Here is a 24,499-nt window from a genome sequence, read left to right on the forward strand (position 1 = left end):
CTTAACAAGATTTATTCCATTTTCGGTGATACCAAACTTTCAATTGGAAACCACAAGACCACCACTCACTCTGGTATATCCGGCCAGTTCTGACCTTAGTCGCTACCCCCTTAACGGCGCGGTCAAACTGGCCGGATACCTCGTTTAAAGCCCGCTCTTCACAATTCAAACCAGTGGTCGAATCGCGTGCGCCTATGCTAGGTCTAGCGGTATGGTGTATGCGAACCCCAATATCAGCGACAATCAACCGGTCATCCGGCAGCTTGATGACGCAGCGATCAACCGGATTGCAGCGGGTGAAGTCGTGGAACGGCCTGCTTCTGCCGTCAAGGAACTGGTCGAAAACGCCATCGATGCCGGGGCCACACGCATCGCTATTGAGGTCGCGGATGGCGGCAAGACCCTGATTCGTGTCACCGATGATGGGTGTGGGATCGCAGCGGGGGATTTGCCTCTGGCGCTGTCGCGCCATGCGACATCGAAGATCGACGGGTCAGATCTGTTGAATATCCACACATTTGGATTTCGCGGTGAAGCACTGCCCTCGCTGGGGGCGGTCGGGCGTTTGACCATCACCAGCCGTGTCTCGGGTGCTGATGCGGCCTCGATCCAGGTGTCCGGTGGCAAAATGGATGCAGTGAAGCCAGCAGCCTTGCGCGCTGGGACTGTGGTTGAGTTGCGAGACCTGTTTTACGCCACCCCGGCACGGCTGAAGTTCATGCGCACGGACCGGGCCGAGGCGCAGGCGATTTCAGACATTGTGAAACGTTTGGCGATGGCCGAGCCTTCGGTCGCGTTCACCCTGCGCGATGTCTCGGGTGGGGGAGAGGGCCGCGTGACCTTTCGTGCCGACCGCGAGAATGGCGATCTGTTTGATGCGCTGCATGCCCGATTGGCGCGCGTTCTTGGCCGTGAGTTCGCCGAGAACGCTTTGCAGATCGATGCCACACGCGAAGGGCTCAGGCTTTATGGCTATGCCGCGCTGCCGACCTATTCGCGCGGGGCTGCAGTGGCGCAGTATCTGTTCGTCAATGGGCGACCCGTACGGGACAAGATGCTGACCGGTGCGCTGCGAGCGGCCTATTTCGATTTCCTCAGCCGCGACCGGCATCCGGCGGCGGCGCTGTTCATAGATTGCGATCCAACGCTGGTGGATGTGAATGTACATCCGGCAAAATCCGAGGTTCGGTTCCGCGACCCCGGCCTCGCGCGTGGCTTGATCGTGTCCAGCCTGCGTCACGCGTTGGCCGAGGCCGGGCACCGGGCATCTTCGACCGTGGCCAACGCAACCTTGGGTGCGATGCGGCCCGAGCCCGCACCCGCAACCCCGGCGCGGGTGTATCAAATGGATCGCCCGTCACCCGCGGCGCGTCAAGCGGCCTATCGGGCGCAATCTCCGGGTTTTGCGGAACTGTCTCAGGACTATAGTGGACGCATCGTGGAACCGGTGCCCGAAACTGCACCGGAGGATGAGCCGCAAGACCTGCCCTTGGGGGCGGCGCGCGGGCAGGTGCACGAGAATTACATCATCGCCCAAACGGCAGACGGCATGGTGATCGTGGATCAACACGCTGCACATGAACGGCTGGTGTACGAAAAGCTCAAGGCTCAGATGGCCGAAAATGGCGTTGCCGCACAAGCGTTGTTGATCCCCGAAATCGTCGAACTGACAGACGGTGACTGCGCACGTCTGATGGCCGTTGCAGAGGACCTGTCGCGCTTTGGATTGACCATCGAATCCTTTGGTGGCGGAGCAATCGCCGTGCGCGAAACTCCGGCCATTCTTGGCGAGGTCGATGCCCGCGCGATGATCCTCGATATCCTTGATGAGCTCTCCGATCAGGGCGAAAGCCAGATGGTGCAAGCGCGGATCGAGGCGATCCTGAGCCGCGTGGCCTGCCATGGCTCGGTTCGGTCTGGCCGTCGGATGCGGGCCGAAGAGATGAATGCCCTGCTGCGTGAGATGGAGGCGACGCCCCATTCCGGGCAGTGCAACCACGGGCGGCCAACTTATGTGGAACTGAAGCTGAGCGATATCGAACGCCTGTTCGGCCGCAGTTGATCCGCTGGCCCGCTCGGGCTATGAAGAATAAAACAAGAACATCTGAGGCGATATGATCGAGATTGCTGGCACCCAATATGCGTTGAATGACCCTATCATCCTGATTGCAGGCGGGGTGGTGGTATTGATTCTGCTGCTTCTGTTTCTGTCACTTCGAGCGTCACAGCGTTCAGCTCGGATGGCGGAGCCGCTGGCCCGGCAGATGGCGCACCTTGGGCAGCATGTGCAGCAACTGGGCCAGGGGCAGGAACAACTGCGGGGTGGCCTACAGCATGTCTCGGACACGCAGGCCAACGCGCAGGTGCAGGTGATCCAGACCGTTGAATCCCGCCTGTCATCGGTGCAACAGCAGATGAATGACCGGCTGGCCGATAACGCGATGAAATCGGCGCGCGCTCTGGCTGAGATGCAGGAGCGGATGAAGGAATCGCTGCATGGTTCGTCGAAACAGACGGCGACCTCGCTGACGCAATTGCAGGAACGTCTGGCAGCCATCGACAAGGCGCAGGACAATATCACCAAGCTTTCAGGCGACGTGCTGTCATTGCAGGATATTCTGTCGAACAAGCAGACGCGCGGGGCTTTCGGGGAAATTCAGCTGAACGATATCGTTTCGAAGGCGCTGCCATCAGATAGTTTTCTGCTGCAGGCCACGTTATCGAACGGACGGCGCGCTGATTGCCTGATCAACCTGCCGAACCCTCCCGGACCGATCGTGATCGACAGTAAGTTCCCGCTGGAAGCCTATGAGGCACTGATCGGATCGACCAATGATATGGAGCTGAAAGCAGCGGTACAAATGTTCCGCAGTACCGTGCGCAAGCACATCAACGATATTGCCGAGAAGTACATTCTGGACGGTGAAACTGCAGATGGTGCGCTGATGTTTCTGCCCTCTGAGGCAGTCTATGCCGAGCTGCACGCCAAGTTCCCTGAATTGGTGCAAGAGAGTTTCTCGAAACGCGTTTGGATCGTTTCACCCACAACTTGCATGGCGACGCTGAACACCATGCGGGCGATCCTTAAAGATGCGCGTATGCGCGAACAGGCAGGTGCGATCCGCAAGGAATTGGGGCTGCTGCATAAGGATGTGGAACGTTTAGGCGACCGGGTGTCGAACCTCGACCGTCATTTCGGGCAGGCTGCAAAGGATATCTCGGAAATCAAGATCAGCGCGGAAAAGGCGGGTCGCCGGGCGCAACGGTTGGATAATTTCGATTTCGAAGAGCTTGCGCCGGATGACCAAACAAACGTCGTGCCGCTGGGCAAAACCGAAGGGTAAGCGTTATTGGATCGACAGGTCCAAATTGTAACCAACCGTCTTGCCTGTGTCGCGATCGTTACCCATCAGATAAACACGTATGGTGTAGTCGCCATCATCGGGAAGCTCGATCCGGGCGGTATTTCCATCGATTGAGCCGTTGTAAATTGCGACGCCGTCGCTATCCGGCGGCAAGATGTTAAAGTAGATCACGCCGTTGCCATTGGTGTCACTGACCTTAAGGTCGGCGAACATCTCCTGCCCAGCCTTGGCTCCGAGTTTATAGTCGAAATATTCGTCGCCGGTGACAGTACCGTTCACCATCGTGCCGAAATTGCCCGGTTGGAATTTAACGTCTGCGGACATCTGTGCGGAAACGCTGGCTCCAAAAGTCAGCAAAAGCGCTGTGACTGCCATCCTTAAGAACATTGAAAACCCCGATTTAGTTAGCGTCGATAAACAACCCTACCACGACGGGTCAGATTCGAAGGAATGGCTGGAACAGGCGTGGCATCAGCTTGCTGAACTTCAGTGGAGCATCAGTGACGGCCAGGCAAATGCAATCTTCAGAGATATCTGCCGTAGGGGTATGATGGATAGACTGGTCAGCGATTTCGACATCGCCGCGGTCGAAGCGGTCGATCTCGTCAGAGAATGCACCCTGCAGGACCATCGTCAGTTCGATGCCTTTATGGCTGTGATCCGGCACTGCTGCCCCGGCGGGGATAAACAACAACCGGGCGGTGGCTTCGCTGGTCGTGGGCAGGATTGCCTGTTTGACACCCATGCCGACGGGCTTCCATTTGATCGCGTTCACGTCGCCGCCGACATAGTCCTGCAGCGGTGTCGGAAGAACTGCACAAGACGGGTGCGCGGGTTTCACCTTTGGTGCGCCCTGAGCAATCAATGCCATTGTTGCCGCCAGTGAACCGTCACTCATGCTTGCTGACGCATCTTGTTCCTGCAAAACGCATCCGCCAACTGCGTCAAAGCTTTCAGCGCGGGCGCGGCAGTGGTCGCACAGAGACAGATGCGTTGCGACCATCAGGTCAAACGCTTCGGGCAGATTGCCTGCGGCATAGGCCATTAGCAGGTCGTCTGTCAGGTGATGTTTAATCTCGTTTTTCATGCTCGTCATCTCAGTTCATCGCGTGGCGCAAGCGGTCCAGCGCCAGCCGTATCCGTGATTTGATCGTTCCCAAGGGCAACCCGGTCTGAGATGCGATTTCTCGATGGCTCAGTTCTCCGAAGTAGGCCTTCTCGATCAGCTGTCTTTGCGCCTCAGGTAATGCCGCCATGGCATCACGCAGCTGCGCGGTTTCCTGTTGCAGCGCTAGAACGTCTTCCTGTTCCGGCTCCGCCTCCGGCCCCCACCCGAGGTCTTCGGGTTCGGGGCGGCGTTGCTTGCGCAATACGTCAATGCGCTTGTTCCTTGCGATCGTGAACACCCAGGTCGCAACCGTTGCCCTTGTCGGGTCAAACAGATGCGCCTTGTGCCACAAGGTCGCCATGACCTCCTGCGCGCATTCTTCAGCCAGGGCGGCATCCGAACCGGACTTGATCAGGAACGCCTTGATACGAGGCGCGAAATGCTGAAAAAGTTCGGCGAAGGCCGCCTGATCCTGAGCGTCTCGGATTCGACGGACGTGTTCCACCCAATCCTTTCTGGCGCCACAAGTATTATTCTGTCCGTTCACCGAGTTGCCCTTAAAACGCTTAGGTCCGCGCCAAACAATTCTTGCAGCAGCTTCTGCCGCCGGTTCGTCCAATGTCGCGGTGTCAGTCTCGGTAAACATAACCACAATACGTGGGGACACCCAAGGTGGATCAGTCGGTTGGATAAATTTCATCCAAAACCGGCTGAATATCGTATTGTGAGATACCAGATATGCGGAAATGCATGTCAATTGAATGATTTGCGGGCAGGACGGAAAATCTGTTTCATGAACAGAATTGATTATATCGCGGGCCATACCTTTCACGGGCGCAAAGGTGCGGTCGAGAATGCGTTTCGCTATTCCGTCGATTACATCTTGCTAGACCCCGAGGCCCACCCCAAGACCCCATACCTGTTTTCGATCAATGGCGCGAACCTGACAAGCTGGCGAGATTGCGATCATGGGGGTGAACCTGGTCAGGGTCGCGGGGCGATCTGGCTGCGTGAATGCTTTGAGGCGCAAGATATTCCACAACCGGACAGGATGACCTTGCTGACACAACCCCGTGTGTTAGGGCATGTGTTCAATCCGGTCAGTTTCTGGTTCTGTTTTGATAAAGATAACCAGCTTTATGCTGTGGTGGCCGAGGTGACCAACACTTATGGCACACGCCATAGCTACTTGTGCCACAAACCCGATCTTTCACCGATTGCACCTACCGATCGGATACTTGCGGACAAGCTGATGCATGTCTCTCCGTTTCAGAAGATCGAGGGCACCTATACCTTCCGCTTTGACTATCAGGACGAACGTGTTGGTGTCTGGATCGATTATGGGCGTGCCCGAGGCGGTTTGATTGCCACGCTGACCGGTCCGCGCCAGCCGTACAGCAACCGGATCATTCTAAAGTCTCTCTGGCGGCGTCCGTTCGGCGCGCGTCGGGCGGTGTTTCTGATCCACTGGCAGGCGGTGAAGCTGTGGTTCAAACGGGCGCGGTTCAGCCCGTTTCGTACCGCGCCGGTTCCCGATCAGCCTGTATCCCGGTCGCGGCACTAAAGCCCTCCGCTTTGCGCAAGATCAAAGACGGTCACCTGCGGGATCGTGCAGAAATGCCTGGACCGCGAACACGAGGAGTTGAGACAGATGTTGGAAATCTCGGCAAGAAAGATCGCCCAGGTCGCCATGATGGGGCGTGAACTGGACCGGGCCGAGGGCGAATTGCGCGCATTCATCGACCGTATGGGTGAGGATGAGCAAGCGGAGCTGGTAGCCGTCATGTGGATCGGTCGAGAAAGCTTTTTTGCCGAGGATTTGGCCGAAGCGATTGCGACGGCTAAGTCCGAAGCCTCGACGCCTTGCGCGGATTATCTGATCGGAACACCGCATTTGTCGGACCATCTGGAAAACGGTTTGGATGCGCTGGGAATTTCAGCCGAGGACGTTGAAAACGATCTGATGTAGTCGGTGATCTGGCGACGGGTCAGCTTATCCTAGCGTATGAAGCAAAATTAATGCGGCCTTCCGTCGGGGTTAATGTCGAGTTCTTTGATCAGGTTCATCAAACACAGCGATGAATCTAGGAGGAACCGTCATGGCACATGTCAATGCAACCGGAGCAGATCATCGGGATCTGCTTTTTGGCCAACTTGTGAACCAAACAGTGCCAAAGTCAGGATGGCAGCGCCGCAAGGTCTACAAGAACACGATCCGGGCGCTTGAAGAACTCAGCGATCGTCAGCTTTTTGATATCGGCATTCCGCGTGGTGAGATCAGGCGGCGCGTATATCGGAACGTCTATCAGAACATACCCTATCTGAACGGCGTTTAAGCCTTTCCGGCGCTGAACGGAAATCGGTCCATTTTAAATTTTGCTGAGGTAACAAGTATGCTGGATGCCAACCCAATCCCGAAACAACCCCCTTCAAAAAGCGCATTGATGCTGTTTGACCGGGCGATGAGAATACACGCGATCAGGGCGGATATCGTTTGTGCCGCCCAGGAACTGAACCGGCTTTCTGATTCCGATCTGTCAGAACTGGGCATCAATCGCTGTGATGTTGAAGCGGTGATTGCGCAATACATCTGACGATAGCGGGTTAAGCCGCATTAAGAACGCAGCCGCTCCGAAGGTACCGGAGCGGCTGTTTGTGATTTAGGCCGTGTGGTCCACGATCTGCAGGTGCTGTGCCAGCGTGTCGATCTCGCGCATCCAGTCCTGCACCAGCTTCGGGTCGCTGGGTGCAGCGTGAACTCCTGCGGGAATAGCGCGGTTCAGCACGGCCTCGACGGCCAGTGAAACCGGGATCGAAACCAGCCGCGCCATCGCCGTCCCGCGCGCGTCGCCCCAGGCATCCATGACATAGGTTTTGTGCCAAACTTCAACGCCGTCCTTTTCCGCCTTCAGGCCCACACATAAAACCACGCGGTCAGGCTCGCCCTCGTCATAGGCGTTCTCGGCCCAGAACTGATCCGACATCTCTTTCAAGCGCGCATCGCCTTCGGGGCCGGACAGCGTTTCGATTTCGGTGAACACATCCGACCACGCCTCAGCCCAGCCGTTCAGGCGCAGGGTGCCACGGACAAATTCCTTGACCGGCCAGTGATCCTCGAACTGGTACTCGGCCTTGAAGGGGATCGAGTCGCGGTTCGGGTAAACTTCGAAGCTTTCCGGAGTGGGCAGCGGCGCGATGTAGCTGGTGATCGCGTCCCAAGGTCGGGCGACATCCAGCGGCGCGTAGTCCCGGATTGACTTGGATGGAGAGCGCAGCGCCTTGAGCACACCCAGAGGCGACCAGCTGAATTTGTAGCGGAACGGGTTGGGATTCTTGGGAACGCCTCCGCAATAAGAGATAAAGCTCAGGTGGTTTTGGGGATCAAACGCGTCCGAGGCGCGGTAATCGGCAACCAGCGCATGTGCCATCAGATGGTCGATGCCCGGGTCCAACCCAACTTCGTTAACCAGCGCTACTCCGGCCTCGCGGGCCTTGCTGTCCAGCGCGCGCATCTCAGGTGCGATATATGAGGAAGAGACAAAGTTGGCTTCTTTCGAGATTGCCAATTCTGCCAAAGGTACATGCCAGTCACCAGGCAGCATCGATACGATGACGTCACCTTTTCCCAGCACCTCACCCAATGCATCGATGTCGAAGGCGCGGATGTCGTCGGTGAGGTCACCGACCTCTGTCTTGGCCTTCTCAATGGTCCGGTTCCAGACAGTGACTTTGTGCCCGCCTTCAATAAGACGGCGTAGGCCGGGGATGGCCGACAGGCCGGTGCCGCACCAGTGAATCGTCATCGCTCAGATCCCTTCAATATGAGTTTTGTAAGTTGCTTCTGCTCGGCCCCAGACGCCGCTATCCAGATCGGTGAGGGTCAACAACGACGGAAGTAGTTGCGCCGCGTAGTCCTCGGAGCTTTCGACAGGCAGCATCGATGGCAGGTTGTCGATCGCCATAACATCCATCACCGGATCGGTGGACACGCGCAAGGCGGGGGCATCCCATGTAGTCGCGCGGTCATAGACCGGCACCGGGTTGTAATCGCTGTCCGGGTCGCAGGCCACATCGCCGATAGCTGTAAGGTTCCGCGAGGTGGTCAGCGCTGACCTTGGGACAAAGACCGGTGTGCCGGGACGAGCGAAGATACAGTTCAGGAACAGGTCGTGGTCGAGGATTTCTGGGAATGGTCCGCCGCGGGCGGTTTCGGCCATGTCCCACTTGGTAACGCTGACGCCCATTGCCTCGCAGAGATCAGCCGCGCCTGTGCCAACACGGCCCAACGCACCGATGACGATGGCGCGGGGACGGTCGGCGCCGGTGGAGTCCAGCTCGGCCAGCAATTCGGCGTTCAACGTGTCTTTGTTCTTATAAACACCAACCGGCGGGCATTCTTCATTTCGTTGCTGGGCCGCCCATGTCTTGAGCGTCACGGCAGCCCCCGCGTACCCAGCCCAATAGCCGAAAGCGGCAACCCGGCGGCCGTTTTCCTCGACCAGATACTCCAGATCATAAAGTGTGCCGCCGCCAGCCTTGAACCGCTGCAAAAGCGCGCGTCCTGAATGTTGCCCCTTATAGGCATGGCCGAACATGATATGGCGGTGGGGCAGGGGCGTGCCGTCCTCGGGCAGCTCCTTGAGGCCAAAGATGATCGCGTCCAGCGGGGCATTGGGCCAGGAATTCTCAGCCGCGATTTCACAGCCCGCGTCCTTGTAGCCATCAATTGCGATGGCGCGGACGGAACTTTCCTCGACCGTCACGCGGATGCCTGCCGCGATCAACGCGGCAGTGCCTTCGGGGGTCAGCCCGACCCGTTCCTCGTTCGGGCGCTGTTCTGCCCGGACCCAGAGATGTGTCATTCCAATTCCTTTTGTCAGAGCATACCGGCAGCGCGTACCGCCTGTACCGAGGGACGCGCCTCCATCGCTTCGCGGAAGGCGATGATCTTTGGAAAGGCCGAGACGTCAACACCGTCGCCCTCCAGCCAGCTGCAAACCACGTACAGGTACGCGTCGGCCAGCGAGAACGCCTCGCCCAAAACAAACGGCCCACGCAACCCGTTCGACGAGATATATGCGCAGGACTCAGTCATGTTTTGCGCGACTTTGTCCTTCATGTCTTTCCAGCTGGATTTCTTGTCTGCCCAACGGGGCCCACGCATCTTGTGGGCATGGTTCACATGCATGGTCGAGGCGAGATAAAACATCACCTCTCGCATCCGCGCCGCCATAACCGGATCTAATGGCACCAATCCCGCCTCGGGCGCTTTAGCGGCAATGTATTCCAGCAACGCTCCGGTTTCGGTCAGAATGCCGCCATCCACAACCAGTGCCGGGACCCGACCTTTTGGATTGATCTGCTTATAGGCGGGTTTGGTTTGCTCACCTCCGGCAAAGTCCAGTTGGATGGCCTCATACTCAAGCCCGGCCTCTTCCAGCGCAATTGCCACGGCGACCGAGATTGTGCGGGGGGCATAATAAAGTTGCATTGTAGCCTCCTTACAGATGGGTCTGCGCGAACTGACGGTCTGGCGCTTCCAGATGGGGCACTGCGTTGAACAGAACCGGACTTAGCTGTGCGCCAATCGGGTGCAGACGATGCATCGACGTGTTCATGATGGCAAGCGCCACCCGCGCCATTGATGGGATATCCAAGCCCATCGCCTGCCGCACCACCATTGAGATCAGCCCGCCCGAGGTCACGACAATTGCCGGACCGCCTTCGGTGCCTATCTCACGCAGAGCGTCGCGAACGCGAGTCTCGAACTCTTCAAAGGTTTCCGGCGTATCTTCGATCTCGCCCCGGGACCAGGCGGCAAAGGTGCGGGGCAAGTGCTCGACAAAGCCTTCGCGGTCGGTTGGTATTTCAACCCCGTGCTGCTGTTGGAACAACTGGGCGAGGGTGAAATACTCGATCTCATTCAGCCGCTCATCCCGAGTTGGCTGCGGCAGCCCCATGCTGGCCGCAGTTTCCACGTGCCGGTTGAGTGTGCCGCAATAAACCCGAGGGTAATGCAGGCGGGTATCGCGCAAATGCGCGCCCAGCCAACGGGCCTGTTGGTGACCCAGTTCGCTCAGCCGGTCATAGCTCAGCTCATCCCGTGCGGTTGTGTTGGCCTGCCCGTGGCGCACTAATGTGATATGTGACATGATGATCCCTCTTGCGTTGACGTCTTAGGGCAGGTTCGGGGCCGGGACCAGAGGGCTTTCACGCGGGCCCGAAAAAACTCCTATATCAGGCGCAGTTTACCGCTATGGTCACCCCGACAAGGAGGACCCATGGCTGTCGATCACACACGATTTCTGACCGATCTGCACACGCTGCGTTCATTCGGGGCTTCGGGCGTCGGCAAGGGCGTCGTCCGCCCCGCCTATTCCAAAGCTGATATCGCCGCGCGCCAGTGGCTCGCCGCGCGCATGGCCGAGGCTGGCCTGACTCCGCATGTCGACCCGGTTGGAAACCTGTTCGGGTTGGCTGATGGACCCTCGCTGCTGATGGGCTCGCATTCCGACAGCCAGCCCGAGGGCGGTTGGCTGGACGGAGCCCTGGGCGTCATTGCGGCACTGGAAATCGCGCGCTCCAGTGACCGACCCATCTCGGTCGTCAGTTTTCAGGACGAAGAGGGGCGGTTCGGCGTCACCACCGGATCGGCGGTCTGGTCAGGTGGATTATCTTTGGAACAGGCGGACGTGCTGATTGATGGCTCAGGCGTCACCTTTGGCAGCGCGCGGGCTGAAATGGCAAAGAAGTCGCAAGGCTTTGTTGATCCTGTCCGGTTCAGCGGTTTCATCGAAATGCACATCGAACAGGGCCCGGCACTGGATGCAGCCGGTGAAGAGATCGGCGTTGTTACCAATATCGTCGGCATCCGCGATATGGTCATCACCTTCCAAGGCCAGCAAAACCATGCTGGAACCACGCCAATGCATTTGCGACGTGACGCGTTTCAGGCCCTGTCGCTGTTCAACACGCGCCTCAATGACCGGTTCCGTAATGTGGTCACGCCGCAAACCGTCTGGACCATCGGGCGTGTTGATGTTCACCCCAATGCGTCCTCTATTGTGCCGGGACGGGTGCGGTTTTCGATGCAATGGCGCGACGGCGATCCTGAGCGTCTGGTGCGTATGGAAGACATCATTCGCGCGACCGCACAGCAGATTGCCGAAGAGCAGGGCATAACACTAACCTACGGCCCGATGCTGGGGTTAGAGCCCGTCAGCATGGACCCGGTTTTGCGCGGTGCGCTGGAAAGCGGCGCGCAGGCCATTGCGCCTGGGCGTTGGCGCAATATGCCATCCGGAGCGCTCCACGATGCCACCAATGTCTCGCGCCTGATGCCGGTTGCGATGCTCTTTGTCCCGTCGATTGACGGAATCAGCCACGATTTTGCCGAAGACACAGCCGAAGAGGATTTGGTTGCGGGTCTCAGGGTGCTTGATCGTGCAGTTCATTCCCTTGAGGAATGAAGGTAAGTTGAAGACCATTTCATGATTTTCCACGCGAAACCAAGTTACTATCGGGGATGTCCACCAGCTATGGGCGGGTGCTCGGCACAGTTTTACTGACTCCGAACAAGGAGTGTTGCCTAACGGAAAAAAGTTTCCTATAGGAACATTATTGATGCATGCACCCGTATACTGTTCTGCCGTGATCGAGGCGATCCGCTGAAATCCTGGGCTGAATCGTTGCAATCTGTGCAGCTTGGGTCAGACTGACAGGAACGTTTCTTGGTAACTGATACAGAGCAGGTGGCCACCATGACTTCATCCTTAAAACGCACGCCTCTTTACGCTTTGCATGTTGAGTTGGGGGGTAAGTTGGTTGATTTTGCGGGTTGGGAGATGCCTGTTCAGTATCCGTTGGGGATTATGGGGGAGCATAAGCAGTGCCGTGAGAAGGCGGCGGTGTTTGATGTGAGCCATATGGGTCAGGTGATTTTGCGGGGCGAGAATGTGGGCGAGAAGCTGGAAGCTTTGTGCCCGCAGGCTTATGCGACGCTGAAGGACGGCAAGGCGCGGTACGGGTTTTTCACCAATGCCGAAGGCGGGATCATGGATGACCTGATCGTGTCGAACGCGGGCGATCATTACTTTGTGGTGGTGAACGCGGCGCTGCGGCATCAGGACATTCCGCATATGCGTGAGCACCTTGAAGGCGTTGAAGTGATCGAGATTTTCGACCGCGCGCTGGTGGCGGTTCAGGGCCCTGCGGCGGAAAACGTTGTGGGCGAACTGTGCCCCGCCGCGCGTGATCTAAAGTTCATGGAAACCACGGTTGCCGATATCAACGGTGTTGAGTGCCGTATCTCGCGGCTGGGCTATACCGGCGAGGATGGCTACGAGATCTCGATCCCCGAGGACAAGGCGATCGAGATCACCAAGGCGTTTCTGGCGCATGAGGATTGCGAGCCGGCCGGTCTGGGCGCGCGCGACAGCCTGCGGCTGGAGGCAGGTCTGTGCCTTTATGGCAATGACATCGACCAGAGCACCTCACCGATTGAGGCCTCGCTGGCTTGGGCGATCCAGAAACGCCGCAAGGAAGAGGGCGGCTTTCCGGGGGCGGACCGCGTGCAGAAGGAACTGGCCGAAGGTCCCGCGCGCAAGCTGGTGGGCATCAAGCCCGAAGGCCGTGCGCCAGCGCGTCAGGGCGTTGAGATCCAGTGCCTTGAGGGCAACAGCATCGGTCAGATCACCTCGGGCGTGTTTGGCCCCACGGTGGGTGGACCGGTGGCGATGGGCTATGTGAGCAAAGGCCATGGCGAGCCGGGCGAGAAGGTGAACCTGATCATCCGGGGCAAGCCGCAACCGGCTGAGATCGTGGCGCTGCCCTTCGTCAAACAGAATTACAAGCGTTGAAGTCAGGAGAGAGAGACATGGCAACCTATTATTCCGAAGAGCATGAATGGCTGAGCGTTGACGGCGACACCGCCACGCTGGGCATCACCAAACACGCCGCCGAGCAATTGGGTGACGTGGTGTTCGTGGAACAGCAGGAAGCAGGCGACGAGTTCGAAAAAGGCGGCGAGATCGGCGTGATTGAATCCGTCAAGGCGGCGTCCGAGCTTTACGCACCGGTCGACGGCGAGATCACCGAGGTGAACGAGGCACTGGCCGACAATCCCGGCGCGCTGAACGAAGACCCCGAAGGCGAGGCCTGGATCTACAAGATCAAGATCGCGGACGCCTCGCAGCTCGAAGACCTGATGGACGAGGCCGGCTACAAGGCCTTCATCGGTTAACTCAGGCGGCGGGTCCGTGCGCGGACCCGCCCCTTCATCTGTTTCCAAATACTTCCGCCGGAGGCTCCTGCCGTCTCCGCCGGGCCTGACCTATCCTTGAGGAGCGCACACATGGCCTTCAAACTGACCGATTACGAAGCCTATGACTTCGCCAACCGCCGCCATATCGGGCCCAGCCCGACCGAGATGCGCGACATGCTCAAGGTGATCGGCTTCAAGACGCTGGACGAGCTGATCGACGCCACCGTCCCGCCCGCGATCCGGCAGAAAGAGCCGCTGGACTGGGGTCCGGCGATGACCGAGCGCGATGCGCTCTTTCACATGAAAGAGGTGGCGAGCAAGAACAAGGTTCTGACCTCGCTGATCGGTCAGGGCTATTATGGCACCACCACGCCGGCGCCGATCCTGCGCAACATTCTGGAAAACCCGGCCTGGTACACGGCCTACACGCCCTACCAGCCCGAGATCAGCCAGGGCCGACTTGAGGCGCTCTTGAACTTCCAGACCATGGTCAGCGACCTGACCGGGCTGGACGTGGCCAACGCGTCCTTGCTGGACGAAGCGACTGCTGCGGCGGAAGCCATGGCGATGGCCAAGCGCGGCGGCCGGTCCAAGGCCAACAATGCAGCCTTCTTTGTCGACAAGAACTGCCACCCGCAGACCATCGCGGTGATTAAAACGCGCGCCGAGCCTCTGGGCATCGAGGTGCAGGTGGCTGATCCGGACACGCTGGATGCGGGCGCGGTCTTTGGCGCCATCTTCCAGTACCCCGGCACCCATGGCCATGTGCGCGACTTCACCGCCGAGATTGCGGCCCTGCATGAACACAAGGCGATTGCCATCGTCGCCGCCGATATCCTGTCGCTGGCGCTGCTGAAGTCGCCCGGTGAGATGGGCGCGGATATCGCCATCGGCTCGACCCAGCGCTTTGGTGTGCCGATGGGCTATGGTGGCCCGCACGCCGCGTATATGGCGACCACCGACAAGCTGAAGCGCTCGATGCCGGGCCGGATCATCGGTGTCAGCATCGACAGCCGGGGCAACAAGGCTTACCGCCTGGCGCTGCAGACCCGCGAACAGCACATCCGGCGTGAGAAAGCCAACTCGAATGTCTGCACCGCGCAGGCGCTGCTGGCGGTGATTGCCTCGATGTATGCCGTGTATCACGGCCCCGACGGCATCAAGGCCATCGCGCAATCGGTGCACCGCAAGACCTCGCGTTTGGCCGCCGGTCTGGAAGAGGCAGGCTTTGCTGTGGAGCCGGAAGTGTTCTTCGACACGATCACGGTTGAGGTTGGCCATCTGCAGAAAACGGTCATGGAGGCCGCTGTGGCCCGGGGCGTCAACCTGCGTAAGGTCGGCGACACGAAAGTGGGCATCAGCCTGGACGAACAGACCCGGCCCGAGACCATCGAGGCGGTCTGGGGGGCCTTCGGCATCGACCGCAAGGATGACAGCTCGAACGTGGCCTATCGCCTGCCGGATTACGCGCTGCGCGAAAGCGAGTACCTGACCCACCCGATCTTCCACAAGAACCGGGCCGAGGCCGAGATCACGCGCTACATGCGCCGTCTGGCCGACCGCGACCTGGCGCTGGACCGGGCGATGATCCCGCTGGGCTCGTGCACCATGAAGCTGAACGCCACGATCGAGATGATCCCGGTCACCTGGCCCGAGTTCGGCAACCTGCACCCGTTCTGCCCCGAAGATCAGGCGCAGGGCTATCATGAGATGATCGATGATCTGAACGACAAGTTGTGCCAGATCACCGGCTATGACGCGATCAGCCAGCAGCCCAACTCGGGCGCGCAGGGTGAGTACGCAGGCCTCTTGACCATCCGCAACTATCACTTCGCCCGGGGCGAAGGGCAGCGCAATGTCTGCCTGATCCCGACCTCGGCGCATGGGACCAACCCGGCCTCGGCCCAGATGGTGGGCTGGCAGGTTGTGCCTGTGCAGGCGGATGAGAAGGGCAACATTGATCTGAATGATTTCCGCGCCAAGGCCGAAAAGCACTCGGACCATCTGGCCGCCTGCATGATCACCTACCCCTCGACCCATGGCGTGTTTGAGACCACCGTGCAGGAGGTCTGCCAGATCACCCATGATCATGGCGGTCAGGTTTATATCGACGGCGCCAACATGAACGCCATGGTGGGTCTGTCGCGTCCCGGAGACATCGGCGGTGACGTCAGCCACCTGAACCTGCACAAGACCTTCTGCATCCCCCATGGCGGCGGCGGCCCCGGCATGGGTCCGATCGGCGTCAAAGCGCATCTGACCGAGCATCTGCCCGGCCACCCGGAATACGGCACTGCCGTGGGTCCGGTCTCGGCGGCGCCCTTTGGGTCGCCCTCGATCTTGCCGGTTAGCTGGGCCTATGTGCTGCTGATGGGCGGCGCGGGTCTGACGCAGGCCACGAAAGTGGCGATCCTGAACGCCAACTACATCGCGGCGCGGCTCAAGGATGCCTACCCGATCCTCTACACCTCGGAAACGGGTCGCGTGGCGCATGAATGCATCCTCGACACCCGCCCGCTGGACGAAGCGGCCCATGTCAGCGTCGATGACATCGCCAAACGTCTGGTGGACAGCGGCTTCCACGCGCCCACCATGTCCTGGCCGGTGGCCGGCACCCTGATGGTCGAGCCTACGGAATCGGAACCCATGGACGAGCTGGACCGCTTCTGCGACGCCATGCTGTCCATCCGCTCCGAGGCACAGGACATCATCGACGGCAAGATCGACGCGGAAAACAACCCGCTGAAAAACGCTCCCCACACGGTGCGCGATCTGGTCGGCGACTGGGACCGTCCCTACACCCGTGAACAGGCCTGCTTCCCCCCAGGCTCCATGGGCGTCGACAAATACTGGTCCCCCGTCAACCGCGTCGACAACGCATACGGAGACCGAAACCTAATCTGCACATGCCCGCCAATGACCGAATACATGGACGCAGCTGAATAAACCTCAATCAATAAACCCCCGCCAACTGGCGGGGGTTTCAATCCGAATTCGGGAACGATTGCTCGCGGCCGAAGCGCTAAAGAAGGTGGAGGAGAAATGAAGCATTATGTCCCTGCAAATGACCATGCGCATTTGACCGAAACCACGTTGGCACGACCCAAACGAGACCATCAGATCGAGATCATTCTTTGCGAGGGCGGAGCGGAAGCATCGGCAGATATGCTGGTTGATTTCTATCGTGCCCTGAATGAACTGAACGAAGGCCATACATACATTACAAATATCCGCACCATTGCCGACGGTGCTGCGGGCGGACCCTTGCACTGGGCCGGGCGAACCGCGATTTTCTGGGGGGATATCTACAAAAGCTGGCCTCTGACACCGTCGGACAAAACCTGGATCGCCCAAGTATTGAACCTGTCCTACCGATCAATTCTCGTTGGCGGTGCAGCGTTTCTTCTCGCCCAGACTAGTCGCGCAACCAAGCGGATTGCATCGGTTCACCCCAACTTTTCTGCCGCAGCGCAAGAGGTTGGACTGATCGACGTCGGTTCGGGTACATACTGGTCCTCAGATAGCCGCACCCATAGCGCATCAACCAGATTGGGCACGTTGCGTTTGTTGTCCGATTTTGTTGCCTTTGATCACGGCGAGCATCTTGCCGAGTCAGTACGCAGCTATATCGGGTTGGCCGACAGGCAAACTACATGCGCAAGCCAACTGGCAGCTCGATTGATCAGACGTTCAAAAGCCGACCCAATGGTGCGACAGGTTGTTGAAAAGATGCAGAACAATCTGGAGGATCCGCTTAGGATACCGGAACTTGCGATGGCGCTTGGTACATCAACGCGCCAGTTACAGCGGCGGTTCCTGGACAGAACGGGTGTAAAACTGCTGACAACGTATCGGGAACTTCGCCTAGAACGGGCCTATGGCCTGCTTCAATTTACCGAGATGACCTATCTTGAAGTGGCGACCGCTACGGGCTTTTCTTCCACAAGTGCATTGGTGCGTGCGTTCCGGGATCACTATGATGCATCGCCCGAAAGTGTACGAAATCGGCGATTTGCAGGCAAAACTCAGGCTGTTTAGCTTGATCGTGTGAATCGACAGCGCAGTCGAATGCGGTTGATACCACACTGGGCCTGAACTTTTGGCATTCACCATTCATGAGGTCGACGACAGATACGATTGTTAGTCCAGTTAACAATGCTTTGCCACCGGCTCAATTATTGACCCGGCCACATCCTCAATTGCCGTCTTACAGACAAGCTCGCAGCTACGCGCTGGCTAATTGTTGTCGTAGGACCTCTCGCTTGAGATCTGCGAAGTTGATACGCTGGTGTTTCGATCGATACGATATTGTACGGGCCGGTTATCCATCCAGGTCCGCACTGGGAAAAGAGAGCATGAAACCTAGGAATTTCGTTCCGAAAGGGGCCGCGACGTTCGACATCGATTATGACGGACCATCCAACGAGATCTATTTTCTGTTGCTGCCGAAACTCACCATGCTTGCCTTTAGCGCAGCGGTTGAACCGCTGAGGATCGCCAATCAGGTCACCAACAAAGAGCTCTACAAGTGGTTTCTGATCTCCGAGGATGGGAACCCTGTTCGATGCTCCAATGGAGTCGAAATAGCAGCTGACTTGGCTCTGCATAGTTTGCCGCGATCATCCAGATTGTTTGTGTGTTCAGGGATCGAACCGTCGGAAAGCATTAATTCAACGATCCTTTCGTGGATCAGCCGCCAGAAAGCGTTTGGCTGCAAGCTTGGTGGAATTTGTACCGGCGCATTTACGCTGGCCAAGGCAGGTATGCTGACCGGCAAGAGGTTCACATTGCATTGGGAAAACCAACCCGCCTTTATTGAACACTTCGAACACCTGACACCATCGGCTAACCTGTATGAGATTGACAATGATCTGATGACCTGCGGTGGAGGTAACGCGGCAACCGATATGGTACTGGACATGATTGAAACCGACTTCGGAAAGGATCTGGCCATCATCGTCTCGGACATGTGCATCCACTCACGATCCAACAATCAAAAAACGCTCCAGAAATCCGCGTTTTCTGTCGCGTTGGGCAGTCGGAACCAATACCTGATCAACGCCATCCAGATCATGCATGAGAATCTGGAAGAGCCTCTGGATATCTCTGAGATCGCCAAGATCGTTCAGATTTCTCGCCGACAGTTGGAGCGGCTGTTTCAAAAATATGTCGAGGTTTCCCCGGTACAATTCTACATCGAGTTGCGTGTGGCGCGCGCTTACGCGTTGCTAAGCGAAACAGAAATGACCGTAGCTGAAATTGCGGCCGCCACGGGTTTTGGCAGCGCGACCCAACTGACAGTTCGGTTCAAGAAACGATACGGCGCAGCGCCGACTTCATTCAGGCGAGGCTGGTCGGGACAGAACGATTGAGAGATGCCGTGCCGGTGGACCCGTCTGCCATCGTACTCTACCAATCAGGGCTAGAGTCTGAGTTCGCCCCGCTCGGATAGCACCTGTAATCTGGGAACATTAACCGCCATGGAATTGAACCAACCCGAACTGCGCCAACTTAGGCGGTCATTCCACAGACACCCCGAATTGGGCTTCAATGAAACGAAAACCAAAGCCAAAGTTGCGGCGCTGCTGCGTCAATACGGGCTTGAAGTTCATGAAGGCGTGGGCGTGGTGGGTATCCTCAGGGCCGGTCAAGGCAACCGCGCGATCGGATTACGCGCAGATATGGACGCGCTACCCATTCAGGAAGCCAGCGATCATGATTACGTGTCACAAAATCCCGGCATTATGCACGCCTGTGGCCATGATGGTCACATGACGATGCTGTTGGGCGCAGCAAAGACTTTGTCCTCGAATCCCGGTTTCAGCGGCACGGTGGTGTTCCTGTTTCAGCCGAATGAAGAGCTTGGACTGGGGGCCAAAGCGATGCTGGACGAGAATGTCTTGACGCGATTTCCAATCGAAGAAGTCTACGCCATACATAACTTGCCTAGGGCACCCGTCGGGCAGATGTCGACCCGAACTGGGCAGATCTGTTCCTCGGAAAGCCTGTTCGAAATTACGATCAAGGGGCAAGGGGGTCATGCGTCCATGCCGCAGGCGGGGCGTGACGCGCTGACGATCGGGTCCGAGATCGTTCTGGCGCTTCAGACAATTGTTGCGCGCAAGCTGGCCCCGGGCGCCGGGGCGGTTGTGTCGGTGACCGAATTTCTGACCGATGGGCAGCGCAACGTCCTGCCAGGAACCGCGACGCTAAAGGGTGATGCGCGGGCACGCAGCCCCGAAGATCGAAACAAGATCGAAGTACACATGCGCAGGATTGCGCATGGCATCGCATCCGCCCATGGCGTTGAGGTCCAAGTGGATTTCAAAACTGAGTTCATCGAAACGATCAACGCACCGATCCCGACCGAAGCTGCCATCCGCGTCGCGCAGCAATCCGGGCTGGACACACTTCCCAATCGTCAACCGATGAGCTTTTCAGAGGATTTCGCGCATTTCTGCGAAGCCGTACCCGGCTGCTTTATTCTACTGGGCAACGGTGAAACTGGCCCGAATGGGCAACCGCTGCATTCGAATGACTACGACTTCAACGATGCGTTACTGCCGATCGGCGCGGAATTCTGGGCAAATCTCGTGCGCGATAGGCTTCCGCTTCAAGACGAAGACTGAACGGGGCCCAGCAACATAGCACCTTCGAACGGCCGTCAGATGAATGATCTAAGACGGCCGCTCACACTGTAATTTGGACCTTACCCTTGCTAGAGCCTGATGCGGAATGCCGCAAACCCATCAGCGCCTTCACCGGCATCCTCGATGGTGACGCCTTTGACTTCGCCCATGTAGTCGCGCGCCTTTGGACCAGTTTCAAACAACACGGTGGTGTCAGAAAGCGGCGCAAACGACCAGTTTGCATCGGCCTTGGGATCGATTGTTCCTTGCTCGACGATATACCGCACGATCACGTCGCGGTTGGTGTCAGGGGCTTCGAACACGACGGTATCACCCATTGCGCCCGGGAAAGAACCGCCGCCCGAAGCACGATAGTTGTTGGTGGCAATGATGAACTCCATGTCATCCGTGACCGCCTCACCGTTGAAGGCCAAATCTACGATACGGGCTGCATCCGGGTTGATCTCTTCCCCCTTGGGTCCAAAGCGCGACGGTTGCGATAGGTCGATCTGGTAGGTCACACCGTCCATCACGTCGAAATTGTAGGAAGGGAAGTCCGGGTTTAGCAAAATCGCATCCTCGGATCCCGCCTCGATCTGGTTGAACATACCCGCCGAGCGTTCCAACCAACCCCGAACCTGAGCACCGTTCACGCGTACCGCGCGCACGGTATTGGGATACAGGTAAAGATCAGCCACGTTTTTGATCGCAACATCGCCCACCGGAACATCTGTGTAATAGTCCGGGCCACCGCGACCCCCGGCCTTGAACGGCGCTGCAGCCGATAGAATGGGCAGACCTTCATGTTCGGTGCCCTTCATCATCTCTTCGACGTACCATTTCTGCGCGATCGAGACGATTTGTACCGATGGGTCATCTGCGACCAGCGCAAAGTAGCTGTGCAGCGGGGCCGATGTCTTGCCGACCGCCCTGCGTACATAAGCCAGTGTTTCGTCGTGATCTTTCGCGACCGAGTCCAGCACCTTCTGATCGTCGCCAACAAGTGCTGTGATCGAACGGTCTTCGTTTCGCTTTGAAATCGGGCGCGCCTCGGACGTTGTCGTCACAACCCGCCATTCGTTTCCGTCGCGCTCAAGCAGCATGTCCAGCAGGCCAAGATGTGACCCCCAAAATCCGCCCATCACCGCCGGTTTGCCCATCAAGGTCCCCTTGTCGACATCAATGCCGGGACGATCAGCAAAGGTAGCGGACGGGAATACGAGGTGATTGTGCCCGGTCGCCAGCGCGTCGATGCCATCGACCCCTGCCAAAACGACCGACGCATTTTCCATTCCATCAGCGTGATCCGCATCCCCAATGCCGGAATGCGACAGGGCAATGATCAGATCACACCCTTGTTCTTGCATCTCGGGTACGTAAGCCTGCGCCGTTTCGACTATGTCACGCGCCTGCACGTTGCCTTCCAGATGCTTGCGATCCCAGTTCATGATCTGAGGCGGAGTAAATCCGATGACACCAACCTTGATCGGATGCTTGCTGCCATCCCCCATTTCAATCTCACGCTCAAGGATGGCATAGGGCTTCACCAGAGTCGTATCATCGCGGGGGGACGCCCCAGTCTCTTTTGCAACATTGGCCAGAACAACAGGGAATTCTGCACCAGCAAGCGCTTTTTCAAGGAAATCTAGGCCATAGTTGAACTCGTGATTGCCCAAAGTGGCAGCGTCATAACCAACAGTATTGAAGGCAGTGATGATCGGATGGCTGTCGCCTTCTTTCATGCCACGTTCATAGGCGATATAGTCGCCCATCGGATTGCCTTGCAGAAAATCTCCATTATCGACGAGCAGCGAATTTGTCGCCTCGGAACGAATCTCATTGATGATCGAAGCGGTCCGCGACAGCCCGACAGTATCGCGCGGTTTGTCCGCATAGTAATCGTATGGGAACACGTGAACATGGATGTCAGTAGTTTCCATGATCCTCAGATGCGCCTGATTGTTGGCCGCCGCCGCCGAAAAGGGATGCAAGGTGATGGCAGCAGCGCTGGCGGTCGTAGTGGCAAGAAACTGACGGCGCGAAATCAAACTACGATTGGAATAGGACATAAGGCACCTCTCAGGTTTGTTATTCGACGCGTGTTCTGGATGCTTTTCACAACAAGGGTATGACAGTGAAGATCTTTGCATCAAACATGCCGAACTTGGGGGTAGGATCCTAAAAGCCTATTGTATTGAATTGCACAGTCCAAGCCACTTTACGCACCAAAGGCGATTGCAGTGAACTGCCCGCATCGTCAGGCCTTCCAACCGATGGATGGCGGTTTCCGCGAGAGCGATGGCTGAGAGACAGACAGCGGTCAAAGCGCGTCGCAACGCGCATTAGACCCTTGAGCCTGCCGGACATGATCTCGACGCGGTTTTGCCGTCTGTACCGACGCTTGTCATATTTGACCGGGGTCTTGCGCGGACCATAATCGGCAGGAGCGGCACGTCAGCGCATATCATTGTGAATGAAAAAGACTATTTCTCTCAGTACACACCTATCGTCGAACCGGGGCTTTCTAGGCGACTTCGGGATGAAGGGTCTAGGCGTGCTATCTGCGCGTCAGCCAGCCGATGAACTCAATCATGATTTCAGTTCAATTTTCCAATCGGGAAAAAAGTGAAAGCTGCAAGTGAATGGCTTCCGAACTTGACGAAGTTACAATGGCCAAAACTGTTTGCAAAGCAAATACCCATTGCCTTTTCCACCAAAGCAACTAGTAGAGACGCGACTTCGTATTCGGGCCCCCTCTGACTTTCCTGCGCAGACTTAGATAATGAGCGATTTTGTCATGACACAGACATCACTGGACAACCTGCTACACAAACTTAATGCGAAGCAGGCTGTGATCGGGATTGTTGGACTGGGATATGTCGGACAGCCCCTGGCCCTCAGATATACCGAAATTGGATACCGGGTCATTGGCTTCGACCTGGATACCACAAAGGTGCAGAATTTAAACTCCGGTCACAGCTCAATTGAGCATATCGACGATGACCGCATTGCAGAGGCGCGAAAAAGTGGATTCGAGGCCACTACAGATTTCTCGCGCATCGCTGAGGCGGATGGCATTATGTTGTGTGTACCAACTCCACTCAACAAATATCGCGAGCCTGATCTGAGCTTTGTCACCGACACGTGCGATCAGATAGCAGATCATTTGCGTCCGGGTCAGGTTATTGCGCTGGAAAGCACAACTTATCCAGGCACAACCAAAGAAGAAGTTTTGCCTCGGCTTGAGAAGAACGGCCTCAAGGTCGGCGAGGATATTTTTGCGGTCTACTCACCAGAACGGGAAGACCCAGCCAACCCGGATTTTACCACCAATACCATCCCAAAGGTTGTCGGCGGGCATACAGGCGCCTGCCTGAAAGCGGGTATCGCGCTTTATGAACACGCAATTGATAAACTCGTACCAGTAAGCTCGACTGAAACTGCCGAGATGACAAAGCTTCTGGAAAATATCCACCGGGCGGTAAACATTGGCCTCGTGAACGAGATGAAAATCGTTGCTGACCGCATGGGGATCGATATTTTTGAGGTTATCGACGCGGCCGCGACCAAACCCTTCGGGTTCACGCCTTACTATCCGGGTCCGGGACTTGGAGGGCACTGCATCCCTATCGATCCATTTTACCTGACCTGGAAAGCACGTGAATACGGCATCAACACACGCTTCATCGAATTGGCCGGTGAAGTGAACACGGCGATGCCGGAATATGTGTTTGGCAAACTCGCCAATGCGCTGAATGATCGCAGCAAAGCGATTCGTGGCAGTAAAATTATGGTTTTGGGCATCGCGTACAAAAAAAATGTCGACGACATGCGTGAGAGCCCTTCTGTCAGCTTGATGGAGCTGATCCGAGACAATGGCGGAGACCTCAGCTACTCGGACCCCCATGTGCCCGAGTTTCCCACGATGCGGGAACACTTCTTCGAATTGTCATCTGAGACCCTTACCCCTGAGGTTCTGTCGGAGCAGGATGCAGTTATTCTGGCGACCAATCACGATGCCTTTGATTATGAGTTGATCAAAAAACACGCGAAGCTCCTCATCGACACCCGCGGTAAATACCGTACCTCTGAGCAAAATATTGTTCGTGCTTAAATGAAACTGCGACCGGCTCTG

General features: G+C 57.4%; 22 protein-coding genes and 1 pseudogene. 14 read left to right on the forward strand and 9 right to left on the reverse strand.

Features of this window, described 5'->3' with window-relative positions:
* Positions 1-211 precede the first annotated feature (211 nt).
* Both mutL and ACR0BT_RS06485 read left to right on the forward strand, forming a co-directional pair.
* Positions 212-2,062 (forward strand): DNA mismatch repair endonuclease MutL, encoded by a 1,851-nt coding sequence (gene mutL, locus ACR0BT_RS06480; RefSeq protein ID WP_170426198.1) that lies wholly within the window; start codon positions 212-214, stop codon positions 2,060-2,062.
* 52 nt (positions 2,063-2,114) lie between these two features.
* Entirely contained in the window at positions 2,115-3,344 is a 1,230-nt protein-coding gene (locus tag ACR0BT_RS06485) for a DNA recombination protein RmuC (RefSeq protein WP_170394608.1), read from the forward strand.
* A 3-nt stretch (positions 3,345-3,347) separates the two neighbouring features.
* Here ACR0BT_RS06485 and ACR0BT_RS06490 read toward each other — a convergent pair whose 3' ends face one another.
* The 3 genes from ACR0BT_RS06490 to ACR0BT_RS06500 form a co-directional block, all read right to left on the reverse strand.
* A complete protein-coding gene (locus tag ACR0BT_RS06490) occupies positions 3,348-3,689 on the reverse strand; it encodes a hypothetical protein (protein ID WP_255611950.1) in 342 nt (113 codons plus the stop codon).
* 112 nt (positions 3,690-3,801) lie between these two features.
* The gene (locus tag ACR0BT_RS06495) at positions 3,802-4,452 is read right to left on the reverse strand and encodes a ChrR family anti-sigma-E factor (protein WP_170408477.1); all 651 of its coding nucleotides are present in this window, start codon (positions 4,450-4,452) and stop codon (positions 3,802-3,804) included.
* Positions 4,453-4,462: 10 nt separating this feature from the next.
* Positions 4,463-5,119, reverse strand: a complete 657-nt coding sequence (locus ACR0BT_RS06500) for a sigma-70 family RNA polymerase sigma factor (RefSeq protein WP_480763030.1) — start codon at positions 5,117-5,119, stop codon at positions 4,463-4,465.
* Between the two features lie 147 nt (positions 5,120-5,266).
* Between ACR0BT_RS06500 and ACR0BT_RS06505 the strand changes: the two genes are divergently transcribed.
* The 4 genes from ACR0BT_RS06505 (at position 5,267) to ACR0BT_RS06520 (ending at position 7,067) form a co-directional block, all read left to right on the forward strand.
* Entirely contained in the window at positions 5,267-6,037 is a 771-nt protein-coding gene (locus ACR0BT_RS06505) for a DUF1365 domain-containing protein (RefSeq protein WP_480762749.1), read from the forward strand.
* Positions 6,038-6,124: 87 nt separating this feature from the next.
* Entirely contained in the window at positions 6,125-6,442 is a 318-nt protein-coding gene (locus tag ACR0BT_RS06510) for a DUF3775 domain-containing protein (protein ID WP_170408475.1), read from the forward strand.
* Between the two features lie 130 nt (positions 6,443-6,572).
* Positions 6,573-6,809 carry a DUF1127 domain-containing protein gene (locus ACR0BT_RS06515; RefSeq protein ID WP_170394595.1) on the forward strand — a complete coding sequence of 79 codons (237 nt, stop codon included), beginning with the start codon at positions 6,573-6,575 and terminating at the stop codon, positions 6,807-6,809.
* A 57-nt stretch (positions 6,810-6,866) separates the two neighbouring features.
* Positions 6,867-7,067 carry a DUF1127 domain-containing protein gene (locus ACR0BT_RS06520; RefSeq protein WP_480563455.1) on the forward strand — a complete coding sequence of 67 codons (201 nt, stop codon included), beginning with the start codon at positions 6,867-6,869 and terminating at the stop codon, positions 7,065-7,067.
* A gap of 66 nt (positions 7,068-7,133) precedes the next feature.
* On the opposite strand, the gene ACR0BT_RS06525 is transcribed toward ACR0BT_RS06520, so the two are convergent.
* The 4 genes from ACR0BT_RS06525 to ACR0BT_RS06540 are packed head-to-tail and all read right to left on the reverse strand — an operon-like array spanning position 7,134 to position 10,625.
* Complete coding sequence (locus ACR0BT_RS06525; protein ID WP_480762750.1) at positions 7,134-8,276, reverse strand: saccharopine dehydrogenase family protein; 1,143 nt, start codon at positions 8,274-8,276, stop codon at positions 7,134-7,136.
* A gap of 3 nt (positions 8,277-8,279) precedes the next feature.
* On the reverse strand, positions 8,280-9,335 hold the full coding sequence (locus tag ACR0BT_RS06530; RefSeq protein WP_170613289.1) for a saccharopine dehydrogenase: 1,056 nt from the start codon (positions 9,333-9,335) through the stop codon (positions 8,280-8,282).
* Positions 9,336-9,349: 14 nt separating this feature from the next.
* Complete coding sequence (locus ACR0BT_RS06535; RefSeq protein WP_480762751.1) at positions 9,350-9,964, reverse strand: glutathione S-transferase family protein; 615 nt, start codon at positions 9,962-9,964, stop codon at positions 9,350-9,352.
* A 10-nt stretch (positions 9,965-9,974) separates the two neighbouring features.
* The gene (locus ACR0BT_RS06540; protein ID WP_170626797.1) at positions 9,975-10,625 is read right to left on the reverse strand and encodes a histidine phosphatase family protein; all 651 of its coding nucleotides are present in this window, start codon (positions 10,623-10,625) and stop codon (positions 9,975-9,977) included.
* Between the two features lie 129 nt (positions 10,626-10,754).
* Here ACR0BT_RS06540 and ACR0BT_RS06545 point away from each other — a divergent pair, with 129 nt between their 5' ends.
* The 7 genes from ACR0BT_RS06545 to ACR0BT_RS06575 all read left to right on the forward strand — a co-directional run bounded on the left by ACR0BT_RS06545 (position 10,755) and on the right by ACR0BT_RS06575 (position 20,364).
* On the forward strand, positions 10,755-11,942 hold the full coding sequence (locus ACR0BT_RS06545) for a Zn-dependent hydrolase (RefSeq protein ID WP_480762752.1): 1,188 nt from the start codon (positions 10,755-10,757) through the stop codon (positions 11,940-11,942).
* A 291-nt stretch (positions 11,943-12,233) separates the two neighbouring features.
* Entirely contained in the window at positions 12,234-13,331 is a 1,098-nt protein-coding gene (gcvT, locus tag ACR0BT_RS06550) for a glycine cleavage system aminomethyltransferase GcvT (protein ID WP_480762753.1), read from the forward strand.
* A gap of 17 nt (positions 13,332-13,348) precedes the next feature.
* On the forward strand, positions 13,349-13,714 hold the full coding sequence (gene gcvH, locus ACR0BT_RS06555; RefSeq protein WP_170393732.1) for a glycine cleavage system protein GcvH: 366 nt from the start codon (positions 13,349-13,351) through the stop codon (positions 13,712-13,714).
* A gap of 111 nt (positions 13,715-13,825) precedes the next feature.
* Positions 13,826-16,681 carry an aminomethyl-transferring glycine dehydrogenase gene (gene gcvP / locus ACR0BT_RS06560; protein WP_170393730.1) on the forward strand — a complete coding sequence of 952 codons (2,856 nt, stop codon included), beginning with the start codon at positions 13,826-13,828 and terminating at the stop codon, positions 16,679-16,681.
* 96 nt (positions 16,682-16,777) lie between these two features.
* Positions 16,778-17,773 (forward strand): helix-turn-helix domain-containing protein, encoded by a 996-nt coding sequence (locus tag ACR0BT_RS06565; RefSeq protein WP_480762754.1) that lies wholly within the window; start codon positions 16,778-16,780, stop codon positions 17,771-17,773.
* A gap of 317 nt (positions 17,774-18,090) precedes the next feature.
* The gene (locus tag ACR0BT_RS06570; protein WP_480762755.1) at positions 18,091-19,107 is read left to right on the forward strand and encodes a GlxA family transcriptional regulator; all 1,017 of its coding nucleotides are present in this window, start codon (positions 18,091-18,093) and stop codon (positions 19,105-19,107) included.
* A gap of 108 nt (positions 19,108-19,215) precedes the next feature.
* Complete coding sequence (locus tag ACR0BT_RS06575; RefSeq protein WP_480762756.1) at positions 19,216-20,364, forward strand: amidohydrolase; 1,149 nt, start codon at positions 19,216-19,218, stop codon at positions 20,362-20,364.
* Between the two features lie 89 nt (positions 20,365-20,453).
* Here ACR0BT_RS06575 and ACR0BT_RS06580 read toward each other — a convergent pair whose 3' ends face one another.
* Both ACR0BT_RS06580 and ACR0BT_RS06585 read right to left on the reverse strand, forming a co-directional pair.
* The gene (locus ACR0BT_RS06580) at positions 20,454-22,433 is read right to left on the reverse strand and encodes a bifunctional 2',3'-cyclic-nucleotide 2'-phosphodiesterase/3'-nucleotidase (RefSeq protein WP_170394564.1); all 1,980 of its coding nucleotides are present in this window, start codon (positions 22,431-22,433) and stop codon (positions 20,454-20,456) included.
* A 244-nt stretch (positions 22,434-22,677) separates the two neighbouring features.
* Positions 22,678-22,791: pseudogene (locus ACR0BT_RS06585) on the reverse strand (IS5/IS1182 family transposase); the annotation flags it as partial.
* Between the two features lie 355 nt (positions 22,792-23,146).
* On the opposite strand from ACR0BT_RS06585, the gene ACR0BT_RS06590 reads away from it, so the two are divergent.
* Positions 23,147-24,478: a nucleotide sugar dehydrogenase gene (locus tag ACR0BT_RS06590; RefSeq protein ID WP_480762757.1), complete on the forward strand. Its 1,332-nt coding sequence runs from the start codon at positions 23,147-23,149 to the stop codon at positions 24,476-24,478.
* Positions 24,479-24,499 lie beyond the last annotated feature (21 nt).

The organism is Ruegeria sp. CJ6 (assembly GCF_056536665.1).

Bases quoted from the DNA above. Each gene is read 5' to 3' on its own strand.
- ACR0BT_RS06590 (WP_480762757.1), top strand. From the start codon at position 23,147: ATGAGCGATTTTGTCATGACACAGACATCACTGGACAACCTGCTACAC.
- ACR0BT_RS06545 (WP_480762752.1), top strand. From the start codon at position 10,755: ATGGCTGTCGATCACACACGATTTCTGACCGATCTGCACACGCTGCGT.
- ACR0BT_RS06580 (WP_170394564.1), bottom strand. From the start codon at position 22,433: ATGTCCTATTCCAATCGTAGTTTGATTTCGCGCCGTCAGTTTCTTGCC.
- ACR0BT_RS06505 (WP_480762749.1), top strand. From the start codon at position 5,267: ATGAACAGAATTGATTATATCGCGGGCCATACCTTTCACGGGCGCAAA.
- ACR0BT_RS06515 (WP_170394595.1), top strand. From the start codon at position 6,573: ATGGCACATGTCAATGCAACCGGAGCAGATCATCGGGATCTGCTTTTT.
- gcvT (WP_480762753.1), top strand. From the start codon at position 12,234: ATGACTTCATCCTTAAAACGCACGCCTCTTTACGCTTTGCATGTTGAG.
- gcvH (WP_170393732.1), top strand. From the start codon at position 13,349: ATGGCAACCTATTATTCCGAAGAGCATGAATGGCTGAGCGTTGACGGC.
- ACR0BT_RS06500 (WP_480763030.1), bottom strand. From the start codon at position 5,119: ATGTTTACCGAGACTGACACCGCGACATTGGACGAACCGGCGGCAGAA.
- ACR0BT_RS06510 (WP_170408475.1), top strand. From the start codon at position 6,125: ATGTTGGAAATCTCGGCAAGAAAGATCGCCCAGGTCGCCATGATGGGG.
- ACR0BT_RS06540 (WP_170626797.1), bottom strand. From the start codon at position 10,625: ATGTCACATATCACATTAGTGCGCCACGGGCAGGCCAACACAACCGCA.
- ACR0BT_RS06570 (WP_480762755.1), top strand. From the start codon at position 18,091: ATGAAACCTAGGAATTTCGTTCCGAAAGGGGCCGCGACGTTCGACATC.
- ACR0BT_RS06530 (WP_170613289.1), bottom strand. From the start codon at position 9,335: ATGACACATCTCTGGGTCCGGGCAGAACAGCGCCCGAACGAGGAACGG.
- mutL (WP_170426198.1), top strand. From the start codon at position 212: ATGGTGTATGCGAACCCCAATATCAGCGACAATCAACCGGTCATCCGG.
- ACR0BT_RS06565 (WP_480762754.1), top strand. From the start codon at position 16,778: ATGAAGCATTATGTCCCTGCAAATGACCATGCGCATTTGACCGAAACC.
- ACR0BT_RS06490 (WP_255611950.1), bottom strand. From the start codon at position 3,689: ATGTCCGCAGACGTTAAATTCCAACCGGGCAATTTCGGCACGATGGTG.
- ACR0BT_RS06535 (WP_480762751.1), bottom strand. From the start codon at position 9,964: ATGCAACTTTATTATGCCCCCCGCACAATCTCGGTCGCCGTGGCAATT.
- ACR0BT_RS06520 (WP_480563455.1), top strand. From the start codon at position 6,867: ATGCTGGATGCCAACCCAATCCCGAAACAACCCCCTTCAAAAAGCGCA.
- gcvP (WP_170393730.1), top strand. From the start codon at position 13,826: ATGGCCTTCAAACTGACCGATTACGAAGCCTATGACTTCGCCAACCGC.
- ACR0BT_RS06575 (WP_480762756.1), top strand. From the start codon at position 19,216: ATGGAATTGAACCAACCCGAACTGCGCCAACTTAGGCGGTCATTCCAC.
- ACR0BT_RS06485 (WP_170394608.1), top strand. From the start codon at position 2,115: ATGATCGAGATTGCTGGCACCCAATATGCGTTGAATGACCCTATCATC.
- ACR0BT_RS06495 (WP_170408477.1), bottom strand. From the start codon at position 4,452: ATGAAAAACGAGATTAAACATCACCTGACAGACGACCTGCTAATGGCC.
- ACR0BT_RS06525 (WP_480762750.1), bottom strand. From the start codon at position 8,276: ATGACGATTCACTGGTGCGGCACCGGCCTGTCGGCCATCCCCGGCCTA.